This is a genomic window from Parafrankia irregularis, from assembly GCF_001536285.1.
In the GTDB taxonomy this organism is placed as follows: Bacteria; Actinomycetota; Actinomycetes; order Frankiales; family Frankiaceae; genus Parafrankia; species Parafrankia irregularis.
The window spans coordinates 512,143-529,502 of record NZ_FAOZ01000003.1 but is presented as its reverse complement, the minus strand read 5'-3'; the positions used below and the strand labels follow the sequence as shown (position 1 = coordinate 529,502).

The 17,360-nt window shown below is 72.9% G+C and carries 14 protein-coding genes; 7 read left to right on the top strand and 7 right to left on the bottom strand.

Annotation, left to right across the window (positions count from 1 at the left end; all coding sequences use genetic code 11):
* Positions 1–1,152 (bottom strand): cytochrome P450 (locus AWX74_RS07095; protein ID WP_091272853.1); only part of this gene is annotated, 1,152 nt, incomplete at its 3' end.
* A gap of 249 nt (positions 1,153–1,401) precedes the next feature.
* The gene (locus AWX74_RS07090; protein ID WP_207550268.1) at positions 1,402–1,941 is read right to left on the bottom strand and encodes a limonene-1,2-epoxide hydrolase family protein; all 540 of its coding nucleotides are present in this window, start codon (positions 1,939–1,941) and stop codon (positions 1,402–1,404) included.
* Between the two features lie 279 nt (positions 1,942–2,220).
* Here AWX74_RS07090 and AWX74_RS07085 point away from each other — a divergent pair, with 279 nt between their 5' ends.
* Positions 2,221–2,982 (top strand): SHOCT domain-containing protein, encoded by a 762-nt coding sequence (locus AWX74_RS07085; protein WP_091272851.1) that lies wholly within the window; start codon positions 2,221–2,223, stop codon positions 2,980–2,982.
* Positions 2,983–3,094: 112 nt separating this feature from the next.
* On the opposite strand, the gene AWX74_RS07080 is transcribed toward AWX74_RS07085, so the two are convergent.
* Positions 3,095–4,213, bottom strand: a complete 1,119-nt coding sequence (locus AWX74_RS07080) for an Rv3169 family protein (RefSeq protein ID WP_226930841.1) — start codon at positions 4,211–4,213, stop codon at positions 3,095–3,097.
* Between the two features lie 187 nt (positions 4,214–4,400).
* Between AWX74_RS07080 and AWX74_RS07075 the strand changes: the two genes are divergently transcribed.
* The 6 genes from AWX74_RS07075 to AWX74_RS07050 all read left to right on the top strand — a co-directional run bounded on the left by AWX74_RS07075 (position 4,401) and on the right by AWX74_RS07050 (position 12,827).
* Positions 4,401–6,932: a LuxR C-terminal-related transcriptional regulator gene (locus AWX74_RS07075; protein ID WP_091272846.1), complete on the top strand. Its 2,532-nt coding sequence runs from the start codon at positions 4,401–4,403 to the stop codon at positions 6,930–6,932.
* Positions 6,933–7,211: 279 nt separating this feature from the next.
* On the top strand, positions 7,212–8,330 hold the full coding sequence (locus tag AWX74_RS07070) for an ecdysteroid 22-kinase family protein (RefSeq protein WP_242666114.1): 1,119 nt from the start codon (positions 7,212–7,214) through the stop codon (positions 8,328–8,330).
* Between the two features lie 157 nt (positions 8,331–8,487).
* The gene (locus AWX74_RS07065; protein WP_091272841.1) at positions 8,488–9,675 is read left to right on the top strand and encodes an acyl-CoA dehydrogenase family protein; all 1,188 of its coding nucleotides are present in this window, start codon (positions 8,488–8,490) and stop codon (positions 9,673–9,675) included.
* Between the two features lie 2 nt (positions 9,676–9,677).
* Positions 9,678–10,697 carry an acyl-CoA dehydrogenase family protein gene (locus AWX74_RS07060; protein ID WP_091272838.1) on the top strand — a complete coding sequence of 340 codons (1,020 nt, stop codon included), beginning with the start codon at positions 9,678–9,680 and terminating at the stop codon, positions 10,695–10,697.
* A complete protein-coding gene (locus AWX74_RS07055) occupies positions 10,694–11,599 on the top strand; it encodes an enoyl-CoA hydratase/isomerase family protein (protein WP_207550266.1) in 906 nt (301 codons plus the stop codon). Before AWX74_RS07060 ends, AWX74_RS07055 begins: the two co-directional genes overlap by 4 nt.
* Positions 11,600–11,612: 13 nt before the next feature.
* A complete protein-coding gene (locus AWX74_RS07050) occupies positions 11,613–12,827 on the top strand; it encodes a cytochrome P450 (RefSeq protein ID WP_226930843.1) in 1,215 nt (404 codons plus the stop codon).
* A 118-nt stretch (positions 12,828–12,945) separates the two neighbouring features.
* Here AWX74_RS07050 and AWX74_RS07045 read toward each other — a convergent pair whose 3' ends face one another.
* The 4 genes from AWX74_RS07045 to AWX74_RS07030 are packed head-to-tail and all read right to left on the bottom strand — an operon-like array spanning position 12,946 to position 17,346.
* Positions 12,946–14,247, bottom strand: a complete 1,302-nt coding sequence (locus AWX74_RS07045) for an MFS transporter (RefSeq protein ID WP_091272833.1) — start codon at positions 14,245–14,247, stop codon at positions 12,946–12,948.
* Positions 14,244–15,254 carry an ABC transporter substrate-binding protein gene (locus AWX74_RS07040; protein ID WP_242666113.1) on the bottom strand — a complete coding sequence of 337 codons (1,011 nt, stop codon included), beginning with the start codon at positions 15,252–15,254 and terminating at the stop codon, positions 14,244–14,246. Before AWX74_RS07040 ends, AWX74_RS07045 begins: the two co-directional genes overlap by 4 nt.
* Positions 15,251–16,132 carry an ABC transporter ATP-binding protein gene (locus AWX74_RS07035; RefSeq protein ID WP_091272830.1) on the bottom strand — a complete coding sequence of 294 codons (882 nt, stop codon included), beginning with the start codon at positions 16,130–16,132 and terminating at the stop codon, positions 15,251–15,253. The genes AWX74_RS07040 and AWX74_RS07035 overlap by 4 nt, the downstream gene beginning before the upstream one ends.
* On the bottom strand, positions 16,129–17,346 hold the full coding sequence (locus AWX74_RS07030; protein WP_242666112.1) for a FecCD family ABC transporter permease: 1,218 nt from the start codon (positions 17,344–17,346) through the stop codon (positions 16,129–16,131). Before AWX74_RS07030 ends, AWX74_RS07035 begins: the two co-directional genes overlap by 4 nt.
* Between the last annotated feature and the right edge of the window lie 14 nt (positions 17,347–17,360).

The window sequence follows — 17,360 nt, the reverse complement described above, 5'->3', positions numbered from 1 at the left end:
GCCGGCGAGCTCGACCTCGCGCAGGCGGGGGACGAGTTCGGTGTAGAGGGCGCGGGCTTCGAGGCGGGCGAGGTGGGTGCCGAGGCAGTAGTGGGCGCCGAAGCCGAAGCCGACGTGCTTGTTGGGGGTGCGGCCGACGTCGAAGGTCTGCGGGTCGGTGAAGACGTCCTCGTCGCGGTTGGCCGAGGGGTAGGACAGCAGGACGGCGTCGCCGGCGGGGATCGGGACGCCGCGGATGGTGGTGTCGCGGGTGGCGGTGCGCATGAAGTGCTTGACGGGGGACGTCCAGCGGATCATCTCGTCGACCGCGGTCGGCACGAGGGCTGCCGGGTCGGCGGTGAGGCGCTGCCACTGGTCGGGGTTGTCGAGCAGGGCGTGCAGGCCGCCGGAGATCGCTGCGCTGGTGGTGTCGTGGCCGGCGGTGGCGATGAGGACGTAGTAGCCGACGACCTCGAGTTCGCCGATGGTGTCGCCGTGGACGGTGGCGTTGGCGATGACGGAGCCGAGGTCGTCGGTGGGGTTGGCGCGGCGGTCGGCGATGACGCCCTGGAAGTACTGGAAGAAGTCGAGGAGGGCTTCCATCGCGGCGGCGTCGCCGTCGGCGGCGCGTGCCATGTCCTGGTCCTCGGCGCCGAACAGCTCCTGGGTGAGCTTCAGCATCCGGGGGAAGTCCTCCTCCGGCAGGCCGAGCAGGGAGAGGATGACGTAGAGCGGGTAGTGCGCGGCGACGTCCTGGACGAAGTCGCATTCGCCGCCGAGGTCGGCCATGTGGTCGACGTAGCGTTTCGCGAGCTGGGTGATGCGGTCGGACAGGCGCCGTACACCGGCGGGTTTGAACCAGTCGGCGCTGATGTGGCGGTAGATCGGGTGGTCGGGGGCGTCCATCTGGACGAGGGCTCGGATGGGTGGTGCGGGGGCGTCCGGGTCCTGCTGGACGGCGGTGCGGGGGGCGTTGTGCCACAGCTCGGAGTCGCGGGAGATCTCCATGACGTCGTCGTACCGGGTGATCGCCCAGAACGGGGCGAAGCCGTCGGTCTCGACCCGGTGGACCGGAGACTCGCGGCGCAGCACGGCGGTGGCGGCGTGGAAGCGCTGCTCGTCCGCGTAGGCGGTGGGGTCGGTGAAGACGCCGCCGGCCTCGTCAAGGTTCATGATCAGGTCCTTCTCGCTGCCGGCGGCGGGGCCGCCGTGCGGCCGGTGCCGCGGTCTCGAACACAGGAGGGAGGCACTCGGTCGGCCCCGGGGGATTCACGGTCCATCGGCTGGACCGCACCCGATGCGCCCTGAGTCCAGAAATTATCTAGAAGTATGTCCTGGTGCAACGGCTTGGCTGTCGGCGGGCGGCCGGCTTCCGAGGGAGGCTCCGTGGCGGCTGCGTGCCGGCCGCGGGGGAGAAAGCGGTCAGGGCGAGTTTCGGCGCCGGGCTGCGACAGCCGCGGCGGCCTGGAAGAACAGCGCCCTCCCCGCACCACGGGCGCTGGCGGCGAGGAACGTCGCCCAGTCGAAGTAGTCCCGCCACAGCACCACCCGGCCGTCTCGTACCTCGAACGTGCCGCAGACCCAGAACTCCGCCTCCCACGAGCCGGCACGCAGGACATCCGTCCGTTCGGTGAGCACGACCGGGCCGTCCGCGGCCAGATGGTGGATGCGCGCCTCGAACCCGGTGCCATGGCGCAGCATCCAGCGCAGCTGCTTCTCCACCGCCACCCGCCCGCGGGCCGGCGGCAGCGGGACGTTCTGGTAGACGACGTCATCCGAGACGAGCGCCAGCGCCGCATCGGCGTCGAGCCGCTCCAACGCCGTCAGGAACGCCCTGACCACAGCCCGCGGTTCGGACGCCGACGAGGTGTCGGTATCGGTGCCGGAGTCGGGGCCTGGGTTCGGCTTCGGGTCGGGGCCGGACGAGGCCGGCGGTTCGGGTGAGACGTGGGGCTCGGACATGGCGGTCCCTTCCCTTCGGACGAGCGGATCCGGTCGCCAGCCGCGGCATCTCCGCCTACGAGATGCCCGTGGCACCTTCATCATTCGCGCTGTCCCCGGCCGCCGTCCTCGGGTCGTGGGGAGAGAGCCGGCGCGCCTGGCCGCGCCCCTCGGCCGCTCGGTACCGCCAGGGCGGTCGCGTCGAGGCTGGCAGACTCGTGTCGTGGCAGCGCCACACGCCGCTGACACCGGGCACGGTTTTCGTCGAGACGGCGTGGCGCCGGGACGAGGAGATCCACCATGGGCAGGTTGAACGGCCAGGGTGAGCAGGCCATCGCGGATCTCGCCCGCCGGTACGGCGTGAGCACCGACGCGGTGCGCACGCTGTTGGACGCGGTGCGCCTCGGTGGTGGCACCCAGGCGCAGTTCTCCCATCCGGAGCTGGGCGGCGGCGGGCAGTGGATGGCCGGTGGCATGACGATGGTCGGCGACATGTTCAACCACGGCCTGCAGGCGACGGTCAGCGGCCTCGCCGCGGAGCTTTCCAGCCTGCTGGCCTCGACGCAGTTGTATGCGCCCGCCTCGCCGCCGGCCGCGGGCGGGCAGCCTGGCGCGACCCACCCGGCGAACCTGAACAACTGGTGGCCCGGTGACCTGGGCCAGCCCAGCTCGACCGGCAGCCAGAACGAATCCCGATACGCCGTCTTCCCGGCCGGGCGGCGGCTGGCAGTGCGCGGCGGCGACGGCGACGTCCGCGTCTACGACACCCTCGACCACCGCATCGCCGGCGTCCAGCAGCAACAGGGGGGCCGGCTCGGGACACTGACCTTCTCCAGCCAGCACGGCACGTTCCCCGTGGAAAGCCTGCCGCTTGTGAGCCCGGCGCCGCAGCCGCCAGCCCCGGCCGTGAACCCGTCCGAGCCCGCCCCGGCACCCGTCGGTGGCACCGACTCGGACGCGATTCTGGCGGCAATCGAGAAAGTGAGCGACCTGCACCGCCGCGGCGTTCTCTCGGACGATGAATTCACCGCGAAGAAGGCCGAACTGCTGGCCCGCCTTTAGCACCATGGCCGGCAGGGCCTGCCGTCACCCCATCCATGCACCCTGGCCGGTTCTACAGGCATTGTCAGAATCCCTCGAAGCTACTGAAGTGTGCCGCTGCTCGCCGGTCGGCTCAGCCCGGGGCGCCGTCGAGCATGCTCTGGAAGCCGCCCGGCGCGTAGGGGCCGATGACGAGCTGTTCGAGGACGCCGAGGCCGACCCGCTCGCCCCAGGTCGCGCGCACCACCTGCTGGACGTGCACGCATTCGGGTGCGAGTGTGTCGAGCTCGGCGACCTTGTGGACCTCGCCGCCGACGGCGAGTTCGTCGTGCCAGCGGCCGTGCTTCCAGTGCGGGTGCAGGTAGCCGACGCCCTTCATGCGGAAGGTGCGTATCGGTTCGAGCTCCACCGTCTCGTCCGGGCCGAGCAGGAGCGTGGCGCTGTCGGAGCGGCGCAGGCCGGGTGCCCAGCGCACCTGGTGGCGTACCCCGTGCAGCCAGCTGATGCCGGTGTCGGGCCCGAACACCGGATCGCCGTCGCCGAGAACGGGCAGGACGGCGGTCCGCTCCAGCCACGGCCGGCCCGTCTCGTCCTCCATGACGACGTAGTGCAGGGCGCGGTCGGCGAAGTTCAGCGGGGCCCACAGGAAGAACACCTGCGGCAGCGCGGTGCGGGGCGCCGCGGGGGTCCGTTCGCCCACACCGCGGATCCCCCACGAACGGTCCTTGGTGCCGTAGGTGCCCGGGGTGATCTCGATGCGCTCGCCGCCGGACTCCACCCACCCGCTCCAGGTGACCATCTGGGTGGCCCGGGTGGAGTCGGTGAGCAGCGTCGGGCCGTCGTACTGGGTGGCCCGGGGCTCCTCGTGCGCGGGGGTACGGGCGGTGGCGGTGAGCTCGGCGGCGAGGCCGTGCTCCGGTGCGTCGACGATGATCCGGTTCACCCGCAGCGGTTCCACGATCTCGACCGTGACCGGGCCGATGCTGGTGCGGGTGCGGTCCAGCGGGATGCGTCCCGAGGCGAAGACCGAGCGCTGCACATCCTGATGGACGACGCTGAACGCACCGTCGATCGTGCCGCGGTTCGGGTACAGCCCGAACGCGAGCGCGAAGTAGACGTCCTCGTCATAGCCGTTGAACCAGAACCGGTCGTAGTGGTCGGGATGCCCACCGCCGGCGTGCGCGACCGGCAGCGCGCTCTGATGGATCGGATAGTCGTCGAACGGCGTGAGCATGGCCTTCTTTCCCTCCATCCGCTCGGCCGTCCGTCATGTCGGCGGCCCGGCAGCCCGTTGCCTGTGCCGCACCGGCGGGCGGGCGTGACCAGGATCGGGGGCCGGTCACGGGGCGGGCATCCGTAGAAGTACGGGGATGGCTACCGGGATCGTCGTCCGGTCGGTGCGTCTTGACGTCGTGGCAGACGCCCGCCAAAGATGATCCATGGCCGTCTCCGCGCAGCTTCGGTTCCGGGGCGAGCGGCTGTCCACCGAACGCACGAGCTTCGTCGGCCGGCGTGCGGAACGCACGGAGCTGCGTGAGCTGCTCGGTGAGTTTCGCCTGGTCACGGTCACCGGCGTCGGTGGTGTGGGCAAGACCCGGCTGGCGATGCGGGTGGCCGCCGAGACACGCCGCGCCTACCCGGACGGGGTGTGCGTCGTGGAGCTGGCGCGGCTGCGGGATCCGCGGCTGGTGGCGCACACCGTCGCCGCGGCGTTCGGCTGCCAGCCGCGCGGGAGCGCCGAACCGTCGTCCGTGGCACTCGGGGCGTACCTCGAGGGCAGGGATGCGCTGCTCGTCCTGGACAACTGCGAGCACGTCGTCGAGGCCTGCGCGGAGCTGGTGGACCTGCTGATGACCCGCTGCCCGCGGCTGCGCATCCTCGCGACGAGCCGGGAGTCGTTACGGGTCGAGGGTGAGGCGACGTACGTGGTGGCGCCCCTGCCGGTCGGCGGCGGGAACGGGGACGGGGCTGGCGCCGACCCGCACCTGCCCTGCGACGCGACGACACTGTTCGTCGAACGGGCCCGTGCCGTCCGCCCGGACTTCGCGCTGACCTGGCACAACCGGGCCGCGGTCGGTGACATCTGCCGCCGGCTCGAGGGCATCCCGCTGGCCATCGAGCTCGCCGCGGTCAAGACCCGGGCCCTGTCACCGGCCGAGATCCTGGCGCGGCTCACGACGCCGACCGCGCTGCTGCGCCACGACGGGCGGACGGTCGCCGACCGGCAGCGGACCCTGCGCGCCTGCGTCGCGTGGAGCTTCGACCTGTGCACCCCGCAGGAGCGGCTGCTGTGGGCCCGGCTGTCGGTGTTCGCCGGTGACTTCGAGCTCGACGCGGCGGAGGGTGTCTGCGGTGAGGGGCTGGCCGAGCCGTTCCTCGACCTGGTCTTCGCCCTGGTCGACAAGTCGATCCTCACGTTCGAGCCGGGTCCGGAGCGCGGGCGGCTGCGGCTGCTGGAGATGCTGCGCCAGTACGGCCAGGAGCGGCTGGAGCACGACATCGAGTGGCGCGGCGAGTGGCAGGTGCTGCGCCGCCGCCACCACGACTGGTACGCGGGCCTCGCCGCCCGCGCGGAGGCGGAGTGGACCGGCCCGGCGCAGCGGTCCTGGGTCAGCCGGCTGCGCGCCGACCATGCGAACCTGCAGCTGGCGCTGGAGTTCTGCGCCGCCACCCCCGACCTGGCGGCGAACCTGGCGCTCGCGCGCTCGCTGCACCGCTACTGGGTCGCGGACGGATGGTTCACCGAGGGGCGGTACTGGCTGGCCCGCCTGCTCGACGACGGCGGCTCGGGCGCCGGCGGTGGCTCGGGCCGCTCGGGTGGTCCCGGTGGTGCCGGAGGTGCTGGAGACGCGGGTCGTGACGAGGCCGGGAGCGGGGGCGGCGCCGATGTGCCGGGCCGGGTCCGCGCACTGCACACCGCGGGCTGGCTCGCGACCCTGCAGGGTGACCGGGGTGACGCCGAACGGATGCTGGAGCACGGCAGCGAACTGGTGGCGGCCGGCGGCGCGGGCGCCGAAGCAGCGCTCATCACCCAGCTCACCGGCCTCGACGCGGTGTACACCGACAAGCCCGACGCCGTCGCGAACCTGGAACGGGCCCTCGCCCAGTTCCGCCGGGACGGCGACCTGAACCGGCAGCAGGAGACCCTCGCGGTGCTCACACTCGCCGCCGCGCTGGGAAGCACCCCGTGGGCGGCGCAGCGCTACTACCAGGACTGGGTCGCCATGGCGCAGCTGCGCCGGGACCGCCGGCTGCGCGCCTACGCGGAATGGGCCCGCGCGCTGGCCACCTGGCGGGCCGGTGACCCGAAGGGCGCGCTGGCGATCGCGCGCGCCGCCGTCTTCGGGGAGAGCGGGCTGCCCGACCATCTCGGTCTCGCCCTGTGCCTGGAGGCACTTGCCTGGATCCGGGCGAGCCTGGACGAGTTCGCCGGCGCGGCGGTTCTGCTCGGCGCGGCGGACCATCTCTGGGAGCGGATGGGGACGTCCACCGCGGCGTTGCCCGGGTTGTTCCGCCTGCGCCAGGACTGCGAGGCGGCGTGCCGGGAAGGCCTGGGCCCGCGGGCCTTCGACGCGGCCTGGGCACGGGGAGCCGCGCTCGCACCGGCGGAGGCCTGGGCCACCTCCTGTGCCACCGGCTCGGCGACGGCTTCCGCTGCCGCGACGGATACCGGACCGGTCACCGGATCGTCCAGCGGACCGACCGCCGGGCCGGTCACCAGGCCGACCGCCGGGCCGGTCGCTGTGCCTGCCGGCGCGTGGCTGGGCGGAGTGCGGTTGACGCGGCGGGAGAGGCAGGTCGCCCAGCTGGTCGCGCAGGGCCTGAGCAACAGGGACATCGCCGCCACCCTGGTGATCTCCCCGCGGACGGCGGAGACGCACGTCCAGCAGATCCTGAAGAAGCTGGGGCTGACCTCGCGGGCCCAGGTGGCGGCCTGGCTCTCCGCCCAGCCGGCCGAAACCGCGGGCTGAGCGGGCGGAGGCCCTTTACAGTCCTGACGCTCTATGGCAAGAGTGTTTACGTCCGGCGGGCTTGGAAGTACTCTGCGGTGCCGACGATGCGGTTCCCCCGAGGGGCGGGTGCATCCGGTCGAGCGGGCTCCCCACCCGAACATAGAGGGATACTTTATGCAACCTTCCCATCCTGAATCGTTGTCCGGCTCTGCATCCGGTTCCGATTCCGCTTCTGCCGCCAGCACCCATGCCGATGTCGACGCCGACGCGCGCCGTGAGCCGGGTTCGGGTGCGGACGTGCCGGGCGTCGGCACCGCGGAGCAGATCGTGGATGATCCGGCCGAGATCACTCCGGCGTGGATGACCGCGGCGTTACGCGGTGCCAATGGTGCCGGCGACGTCGAGGTCCGCGCCGTGAGCCACGAGCCGATCGGCACCGGTCAGATCGGTTCCAGCTATCGCTTCCGGCTGGAGTACGCCCCCGGGCGCGACACCACGGCGGACGGCGCACCAGCCCCGCGCACGCTCGTGGTCAAGATGGGAGCCGGTGACCCGGGCGGGCGGGACGTGGTGCGCCGCGGCTACCGCAAGGAGGTCGGGTTCTACGCCCGGCTGGCCCGGGACGCCCGCATCAACATCCCGCGCTGCTGGCAGGCCGCGATCAGCCCGGACTCCCGCGCCTTCACCCTCGTGCTGGCCGACGCCGCCCCGGCGCGCCCGGGCAGCCAGGAGGACGGCTGCGACGAGGCGCGGGCCACCGACGCTGTCCGTGCGCTCGCCGGGCTGCACGCGTCGTTCTGGAACAGCGAGCTGCTCGCCGCCGAGAGTGACTGGCTGCCCCGCCCGCAGGACGCGGAGCTCGCGTTCATGGCCGAGCTGCTGGTGGCGACCACGAAGGACTTCGGTGATCGGTTCGCCGGTGTGCTCGACCAGCGTGACGTCGACACGCTGCACCGGGCCGCCGCGCTCACCTACCAGTGGGAGAGCGGCTGGCGCGCGCCGTTCACCCTGCTGCACGGGGACTACCGGCTCGACAACCTGATGTTCCCGGCGCAGGGCCCGGGCGTGCTGACCGTGGACTGGCAGACGATCACCATCGGGCTGCCGGCCCGCGATCTCGCGTACTTCCTGTCCACAGCGCTGCCGCCGGCCGTGCGGCGCGCGGCCGAGCACCGGCTGGTGGCGGCCTATCACGAGCGCCTCGTCGAGCTCGGCGTCACGGGCTACTCGGCCGAACAGTGCTTCACCGACTACCGCAGCGGGATGCTGCACGGCCCGCTGATCACGGTGCTGGGCTGTATGTTCGCCGCCGGAGTGCGCTCGGAGCGCTCCGACCGGATGTTCCTGTCGATGGCCCGGGGCATCTGCGCGGCGCTGCGCGACCTGGAGTCGCTGGACCTGATCGCCGGTTCCTGACGGCCGCTCGGCCCGCCGCTCGCCATGCCCGGCGGGCCGAGCGCGGACGCCCGGCGGGCCGCTCGTGCCGGTCGGCGTGGCGGGTTCCCGCGCCCGGCGCCGCGAGACCGGACGTCTGGCCGCCAATTGGCATAATGTATCCAATGGAGGTGGTCGGATGCTGCTCCTCGACTCCGAGTCCGAGGCCCAGTTCCGCAAGGAGATCCGGGCCTGGGTCCGGCAGGCTGTTCCCCAGCTCGGCGGGCCCCCGCCCGAGCGGGACTGGCAGGCCCGCCGGCGGTATGACAGCGCCTGGCAACGAATGCTTGCCGATGCCGGCTACGCGGGTATCCACTGGCCCCGCGAGTACGGCGGCCGGGGCGCCAGCCCGGCCGAGCATCTGATCTTCCTGGAGGAGTCCGCCGCGGCCGGTGCCCCCGACCTCGGCGTCCACTTCGTCGGCCAGCTGCACGCCGGGCCCACCCTCATCGCCGAGGCGACCGACGAGCAGCGCGCCTTCCACCTGCCCCGGATCCTGTCCGGGGAGGCGGTGTGGTGCCAGGGCTTCTCCGAACCGGGTGCCGGCAGCGACCTCGCCGGGCTGCGCACCCGAGCCGTCCGCGACGGTGACCACTACGTCGTCACCGGGCAGAAGATCTGGACGTCCTACGGCCCGGTCGCCGACTACTGCGAGCTGCTCGTGCGCACCGACCCCGACGCGCCGAAGCACCGCGGGATCACCTGGCTGATCATGCCGATGGACAGTCCGGGTGTCGACGTCCGCCCGCTGCGGACCATCCACGGCGACAGTGAGTTCGCCGAGGTCTACCTGGACGAGGTCCGCATCCCGGTGGCCAACCGGGTCGGCGCGGAGAACGACGGCTGGCGGGTCGCGATGGTCACCTTCGGCTTCGAGCGCGGCACCGCGTTCGTCCGGGAGCTGATCACCGCGCGCACCCACGTCGCCGAACTCGCCGCACTCGCCCGGGTGCTGCCGCGGGGCGCCGGCACCGCCTGGGACGACGCCGGGCTGCGCCGTGACATCGGCCGGGTCGCCGCCGAGCTGGACGCCCTGTGGGCGCTCACCAAGCGCAACGTCACCCGGGGCATGGTCGGGGTCATCCCACCGGCCGGTGGCTCCGCGTTCAAGCTGTCCTACTCGGAGACGCTGCACCACCTGAGCGCACTGATCATCCGGGTGCTGGACCGGGCCGCGCTGAGTATGGACGACCTGCCCGGCCTGCCCACCGGGCAGCTGGTGCACGCCCAGCTGCACGCGTTCGCGATCAGCATCGGTGCCGGGACGTCGCAGATCCAGCGCAACATCCTCGCCGAGCGCGTCCTCGGCCTGCCCAAGGAGCGCTGAGCATGCACTTCGACCTGGATGAAGACCAGCGCGCGTTGCAGGACACCGTCCGCCGGCTGGCCGAGGAGGTCTTCCCGGTGGAGCGGACCCGCGGCTGGGCCGAGCCGGGTGGGTTCGACCGCGCGGCCTGGAGCGCGCTCGCCGAGCTCGGCACGTTCGCCGTCTACCAGCCGGAGGAGCGCGGGGGGCTCGCGCTGCCGCTCGTCAACGCCGTCCTCGCCTACCAGACGCTGGGCGCCTGCCTGGTGCCGGGCCCGCTGGTCGCGGCGGCGCTCGCCGCCGACCTCGACGGTGACAGCGGGGCGGTCGGCGGCGGGGAGGTCGTCCCGGCGGTCGTGGTGCGTCCGGAACCGGGCGCGCCGCTGCTCGTCGAGCATCTGCGCGACGCCGACGTCGTCTACGTCCTCGACGCGCACGGCATCGAACGGCTCGACCCGGCGGCGCTGAGCGCGACGCCGGTGACCCAGCCACTGGACCCGACCACGCCGCTGTCGCTGGTGACGGGCCTCCCGCGGGGTGAGGAGGTCGGCGACGCGGCGCAGGCCGCCCGCTGGTCGCTGCTCGGCTCGCTGCTCAGCTCCGCACTGCTCGTGGGCCACGCGCTGCGCGTCCTCGACCTGGCGACCGTGTACGCGCAGCAACGCGAGCAGTTCGGCCGGCCCATCGGGACGTTCCAGGCCGTGAAGCACATGCTCGCGGACTGCTTCGCCCGCGGCGAGGTCGCCCGGGCCGCCGTCGACGCCGCGGGCGTGATCGTCGACGAACCCGGCGCACTCGACATCACCGAGCCCGGGCCCGGCGGCGGGTCGGCCGTCCGTGCCGTCGCCGCGGCGCGGGTGCTGGCCGCCGAGGCGGCGCTGGTCAACTGCCGGACCGCGATCCAGGTGCACGGCGGGATGGGGTTCACCTGGGAGGTGGACCTCCACCTGCACCTCAAGCGGGCCCTGCTGCTGGAAACCTCCTACACGACGTCCGACGCCGCCGCCGAGGCGGTCGCCCAGAGCCTGCAGAGAGTGCCGTGACGACATCGATCCCCACGCCGACGGACCCCACCCCGACCGACGCCGCGACGCCCACCGACGGTGCCGTCGCGGCCGTGACCGAGGTGGCGGCGGACGGTGAGCTGACCCTGACGGTGACCGACGACGGCATCGCCCGGGTCACCCTCAACCGGCCGGACGCCGGTAACGCCCTCACCATGGGGCAGCGCGACGCCCTGCTCACCTGGTTCGCCCGTTTCAACGCGGACCCGTCCGTGCGCGTCGTCGTCCTCGGCAGCACCGGACGTTTCTTCTGCACCGGCGCGGACCTGCGCCAGCAGCGCTCCGCCGGGCCGCGCCCCGACGGTGTGCCCGAGAAGCTCGTCGGTGACATCCGCCGGGCGATGACCACCGGCGGCATCAACGTGGTGCACGCGATCCTCGACTGCGAGAAGCCGGTGATCGCCGCCGTGCAGGGCACCGCGGCCGGCATCGGCGCGCACCTGGTGTTCGCCTGCGACCTGGTCGTCGCCGCCGACAACGCCAAGTTCATCGAGATCTTCGCCCGCCGCGGGCTGGCCGTCGACGGCCTCGGGACCTGGCTGCTGCCGCGGCTGGTCGGCCTTGCCCGCGCCCGCGAGCTGGTCCTGCTCGCCGAGGACATCCCGGCCACCCGCGCCGCCGAGATCGGCCTGATCGCGCGGACCGTGCCCGCCGAGGAACTCGCCGCGACCGTCGACGACCTGGCCACCCGGCTCGCCGCCGGGCCGACCCGCGCACACAGCGCCAACAAGTGGCTGCTCAACCGTTCGCTGGACGTCGACCGGCACACCCTGGCGCAGGAGGAGGCCTGGGTCGTGGAGGCACTGTCCTACACCGAGGACGCCGACGAGGGCGTGCGCAGCTTCGTCGAACGCCGCCCCACCCGCTTCCGCGGCTTCTGAGCAGGGGGAGACCATGACGCAGGGGGAGACCATGTCCACCGCCACCGACGTCTACTACGACCCCTACGACACGGACATCGACGCCGAGCCGCACGCGGTGTGGCGGCGGATGCGCGACGAGGCGCCGGTGTACCGCAACGACCGGTACGACTTCTGGGCGCTGTCGCGGCACGCCGACGTGGACGCGGCGTCGCGTGACCCGCGGACGTTCAGCTCGGCGCGGGGAACGACGCTGGAGCTGCTCTCCTCCGGCGGTGAGGCGCCCCGGATGATGATCTTCATTGACCCGCCGGAGCACTCGCGGCTGCGGGTGCTGTTCTCCCGGGCCTTCACCCCGCGGCGCATCTCGGCGCTGCACGAGCAGATCCGCGAGGAGTGCCGCACCCTGCTCGACCCGCATGTGGGCAGTGCCGGGTTCGACTACGTCGCGGACTTCGGCGCCCAGCTGCCGTCGCGGGTGATCTCGGCGCTGCTCGGCGTGTCACCGACCGACCAGCCGCGGATCCTCGACGTCATCAACACGATGTTCCACATCGAGCCCGGCGTCGGCATGATCAACGACACCGCCCTCAACGCGATGTTCGAGCTGCACACCTACCTCGTCGACCAGCTCGCCGAACGGCGCGCGCACCCCCGCGACGACATGTTCAGCGCCCTCGTCCAGGCCGAGCTCACCGAGGACGACGGCACCACCCGCCGGCTCGACGACCAGGAGGCGGCCAACTTCGGCGTGCTGCTCGTCTCCGCCGGTACCGAGACCGTCGCGCGGCTGATCGGCTGGGCGGGCCTCGCCCTCGCCGACTTCCCCGACCAGCGGGAGCTGCTCGTCGCCGACCCGGGCCTGATCCCGAACGCGGTCGAGGAGCTGCTCCGCTACGAGGCCCCCTCGCCGAGCCAGGGCCGCAGCCTCACCCGCGACGTCACCCTGCACGGCGTCACCATCCCCGAGGGCAGCAAGGTCCTGCTGCTCACCGGCTCGGCCGGGCGTGACGAGCGCGCGTTCCCGAACCCCGACGTGCTCGACGTCCGCCGGCGTATCGAGGCGCATCTGTCCTTCGGCCTCGGCGCGCACTACTGCCTCGGCGCCGCCCTCGCCCGCCTCGAAGGGCGGATCGCGCTGGAGGAGACCCTGCGCCGCTTCCCGCGCTGGGACGTCGACCGGGCCGGCGCCGTGCGCCTGCACACCAGCACCGTGCGCGGCTACAAGAACCTTCCGATCGCCGTGTGAGCGCGCTGGTCCACTGGGAGTAGCCGGGGTTGAAGCCGGCCCGTGAGTGGAACAGCGATATATCGGAAACGGTGCCGACCTGGTTCGACCGGTCAGTTCGTGCGTGCGGACGGTGTACTCAGGCCGGTGCTCGGGTTGGCCGCGGGGCGGCGGGCGTGAGCGCGCCGAGATGGTCGCGGTGGCGCAGCCGGGTGAATGCTCCCGTGAGCAGGGAGAGGGCGAGTCCGCTGCTGCCGAGGGTGAGGGCGGGGCCGAGTCCGGCGTGCTCGGTGACCAGCCCGCCGAGCAGGGCGCCGGCGGGTTGACCGCCCCAGGCGATGATCCGTGCGGTGGTGTTGACCCGGGCCTGGAGTTCGAGAGGCGCGACGGTCTGGCGGATGACGATGCCGTTGAGGCTGACGAGGGTGTTGGTGGCCTGCCAGCCGAGCAGGGTGAGCGCGCCGAGGGTGAGGGTGCGGCTCGCGGACCAGCCGGCGAGGAAGAGCAGGCCGGCGGCGAGTCCGCCGAGGGTGATCCATCCCACCGGTAGATGCCGTTGCAGGGGCGGGAGGAGAAGGCTGGCGAGGAGACTACCGGCGCCGGCGGCGGCGTAGAGCAGGCCGATTCGTCCGTCGTCGCTGGGCAGGTCGAGGTGGCGGACGGCGACGACGACGATCAGGCCGGTGATGAAGCCGGCGGTGAGACTGTTGCCGACGCCGAGGAGGGTGAGGGTGCGGACCAGTCGGTGGTTCCACACCCAGCGCAGTCCTTCGCCGATCTCCGCGGGTAGCGACCGTCCCGCCGGCGGCACGCCAGGCGTCGGCGTCAGCGGTAGCGGTAGGCGGGCCATGAGCACGGCGGACACGGCGAAGCTGGCTGCGTCGACGGCTATTGCGGTGCTTGCTCCGAGGGCGGTCGCGAGCAGGCCACCGGTTGCGGGGCCGAGCAGGGCGATGACGGTGCTGACGGCGCTGAGGCGTCCGGTGGCCTGTCCCATGAGGCCGGGCGGAACGAGGGCTGCCAGGGCGCGGAACCCGGCAGCGTCGGAGAAGGTCAGCGCGGTCGCGCTCCCGGCGGCCGCGACCAGCAGGTGACTGGTGGTCAGCAGGCCGGCGGCGTCGGCGAGCGGGATGCTGGCCAGCAGCAGGCAGCTGGCCAGCGCGGACAGGCCGAGGACGCGGCGTGGGTCGAGGCGGTCGGCCCAGGCCCCGGCGGGCAGGCCGAGCAGGAGGTAGGGGGTCGCTTCGAGGGCGGTGAGCAGCCCGGTGAGCGCTGGGCTGCCGCTGCGTTGGTAGATCAGCAGTGGCAGGGCGACAAGGCTGATCGCGGAGCCGGTCCAGGAGATCGCGCGGGCGGTCAGGAACAGCCGGTAGCCCCCTGCTGCCTGGCCGGTGGGGGTGTGGTCCGGCGGGGCCGCGTCGGCCGGAGGCGTGATGGTCATGGATGCAGGGCGGCGGCGAGGGTTTCGACGCCGTCGACGCCGGCGAGGTTGGTCGAGTTCCACTGCGGCAGGAAGACGACCCTGCCGGTGCGGACCGCGGTCACCGCGGACAGGGTCTCGGTGAGCGTCGTACGGGCCGCCGTCTCGGTCTCAGCGCCGCTGAGCAGATAGACGAGGGTGCCCGGGTTCTTCTGGAGGAGGCTCTCCTTCGACAGCTCGCCGTAGTACTGCCCGGCGGGCAGGGTCCCGGCGTAGATGTTGATGGCGCCGGCGCGGGTGGCGATGTCGCTGTAGACGCCTTCGTAGGTGTAGATCGCCCCACCGAAGCTACTGATCATCGCGATGGGGACGGGTCGCGTGGCGTTCACCTTCGCCGCCACCGCGGCGAGGCGGGTGTCGATCTGGCCGGTGAGTTCCTGTGCCCTGGTCTCGACGCCGAAGATCTGGCCGAGGGCGGCCAGGTCGGTCCTGACGTCGGCGACCCGGGCGCGGGTGGCGTCGTCGGTGCAGAAACCGCTGAGGATCATCACCTGGGTGCCCTGGGCGGCGAGCTCGTCGATGGTCGGTAGCTGCTGGCCGTCGAACAGGTAGGAGCCGTCGGCCCAGATCAGGTCGGGGCGGGCGGCGAGGAGCCGCTCGCGGCTCGGGGCGGCGTCGCTGAGCACAGGGATGTCGGCGACGGCCTCGGCGTAGGTGGATCCGGCGGTGCCGTTGCCGGTGTTGTACTGGCCGACGACCCGGTCGGTGAGGCCGAGTGCGGCGAGCAGGTCGGTGCTGGTGGGCCAGCCCGAGACGATCCGGCTCGGCGCCTGGTCGAAGTGCAGGGTGCGTCCGCAGTTGGTGACGGTGACGGGGAAGCCTTCCTGCCGGCTGCCGGAGGAGGGGGCCGCTGCGGGGGCCGGGGAGTCGCCACAGGCGGCGAACGGGGCGCCGGACATCAGGAACGCCAGGGCGAGTGCAGGGGCGGTGCGGCGCAGCCGGTGCGGGCGAGAGGCGCGGTCGTTCACGGGGTTCCTTCGAGGCGCGGGGGTGATGACAGCGGTGTGTCGCTGGCGGGGGCAGGGCCGGGCGACGGGTGGTCGGCCGGCTCGGCCGGCCGGGGTGCAGGGGGCGCGGTGAGGGCGGCGAAGGCGAAGTGGGGGCGGCCGGTGATGGGATGGATGGTTCGGTGGGCGGCGACCTTGAACACCTGACGGAGCAGTTCGGGGGTGAGGACGTCGGCGGGGGGACCGGCCGCGAGGAGTTCTCCGTCGGCGAGGACGTGGACGATGTCGCAGTAGGCGGCAGCGAGGTCGAGGTCGTGCAACGCGGCCAGGACGGTGATGCCGAGGGAACGGACCAGGTCGAGCAGGTCGAGCCGCGCGCCGATGTCAAGGTGGTTCGTGGGCTCGTCGAGAACGAGCACCCGCGGCTGCTGGGCGAGCGCGCGGGCGAGCAGGACGCGCTGTTTCTCACCACCGGACAGGCCGGCGAAGGGCCGGTCCGCCTGCCCGGTCATGCCGACGGCGCTCAGCGCGTCGGTGACGACCGTCCGGTCGTTCTGGGACGCCGGGCTGAAACTGCTCTGGTGCGGGAGGCGGCCGGTGGCGACAATGTCGCGGACCCGCAGGTGGACCTCCCCGGCGTTGTCCTGGGTGAGCGCGGCCACCTGCCGTGCGGTGGCCCGCGGGCCGAGATCACGGTGCAGGTCGACACCGTCGAGGAGCACGGCCCCGGCTCGGGGCCGCAGGGCGTGGTAGACGGTCCGCAGGGCGGTGGACTTGCCACTTCCGTTCGGTCCGAGCAGGCCGACGAACGTGCCCGCAGGGCAGTCCACCGTCAGGTCCCGCACAATCGGCGCGCCGGCCAGGTGAACCTCGACGGCGTCGAGGCGCAGCCCGGTCACGGCGTACCCGCCGGGGTGCCGCGGCGCAGAAGTACCAGGAAGAACGGAACCCCGACGACGGCGGTCACGACGGTGAGGGGCAGTTCCAGCGGCATGCTGACCGTCCGGGCGGCGAGGTCGGCAAGGACCAGGAAGTTCCCCCCGAGCAGGGCGGACAGGGGCAACAGCCGCCGGTGGTCGGCGCCGACGATCAGCCGTACGCAGTGCGGAGCGACGAGGCCCACGAACTGCACCCCTCCCGCGACCGCGATGACGGCGCCGGTCAGCAGGGCGGTGACGACGAGCAGTTCGGTGCGCAGCCTGCTGACGGCGACACCCGCGGACGCGGCGAGGTCGTCGCCGAGCAGCAGGGCGTTGAGCGCCCGCCCGCGCAGAACCAGCCAGCCGGTGCACACACCGACGACCGCGGCCGGCAGGCCGAGCTTCTGCCAGTCCGCTCCCGACACCGTCCCCAGCAGCCAGAACAACAGATGCGCCAGCTGGTTGCTGCTGACACGCAGTTGCAGGTAGCTCGTCGCCGCCTGCAACAGGTAGCCGAGCGCCACGCCGGCCAGCAGCAGCCGGCCCGGGTCGACGCGGCCCCCGTTCCGGCCGAGCACCAGCACCGCGCCGAGGGTGAGCAGGCCGCCGGCGAACGCTGCCCCCGACACACCCAGCCGGGCCGGCCAGCCTGCGCCGCCGAGGGTCAGTGCGGCGACGGCGGCCAGCCCCGCGCCGGAGGAGACCCCCAGCACGTAGGGGTCGGCGAGCGGGTTGCGGACGACGGCCTGCAAGGTCGCGCCGGCAACCGCGAGACCCGCGCCGACGACGAACCCCAGCAGGACCCGGGGGACCCGGACCTGCCAGATGATCTGGTCGTTGACCCCGGTCCGCGGCTCGCTGCCACCCAGGCCGGCCGCGGTGTGTGCGAGCACGCTCGACCACACCTCACCCACGGGGAGGCGGACCGCGCCGAGGCTCACGGCGAGCGCGAGGACGACGGGTGTCGCGGCGACGAGTGTCACGAGAAGGACCAGGAACCGGCCCTGGCCGGTGGTCGGTGACCGGGACGCCGGCAGGCGCGGCAGGGGTGTGCGCCGTCGCGGCTGGCGGGACGCTCGCGGCGGTCGGGTGACCGGTGGTGCGGTCGAGGATGCGGTGGACAGGATCTCCCCCAGGAGGAACGGTGCGGCGCGGAGCGCCCGACCGGCGAAGGGCCCATGGGCTGCTTTCACGTCGGCCCACGAGG

Bases quoted from the DNA above. Each gene is read 5' to 3' on its own strand.
- AWX74_RS07090 (WP_207550268.1), bottom strand. From the start codon at position 1,941: ATGTCCGAGCCCCACGTCTCACCCGAACCGCCGGCCTCGTCCGGCCCC.
- AWX74_RS07085 (WP_091272851.1), top strand. From the start codon at position 2,221: ATGGGCAGGTTGAACGGCCAGGGTGAGCAGGCCATCGCGGATCTCGCC.
- AWX74_RS07080 (WP_226930841.1), bottom strand. From the start codon at position 4,213: ATGGAGGGAAAGAAGGCCATGCTCACGCCGTTCGACGACTATCCGATC.
- AWX74_RS07075 (WP_091272846.1), top strand. From the start codon at position 4,401: ATGGCCGTCTCCGCGCAGCTTCGGTTCCGGGGCGAGCGGCTGTCCACC.
- AWX74_RS07065 (WP_091272841.1), top strand. From the start codon at position 8,488: ATGCTGCTCCTCGACTCCGAGTCCGAGGCCCAGTTCCGCAAGGAGATC.
- AWX74_RS07060 (WP_091272838.1), top strand. From the start codon at position 9,678: ATGCACTTCGACCTGGATGAAGACCAGCGCGCGTTGCAGGACACCGTC.
- AWX74_RS07050 (WP_226930843.1), top strand. From the start codon at position 11,613: ATGACGCAGGGGGAGACCATGTCCACCGCCACCGACGTCTACTACGAC.
- AWX74_RS07045 (WP_091272833.1), bottom strand. From the start codon at position 14,247: ATGACCATCACGCCTCCGGCCGACGCGGCCCCGCCGGACCACACCCCC.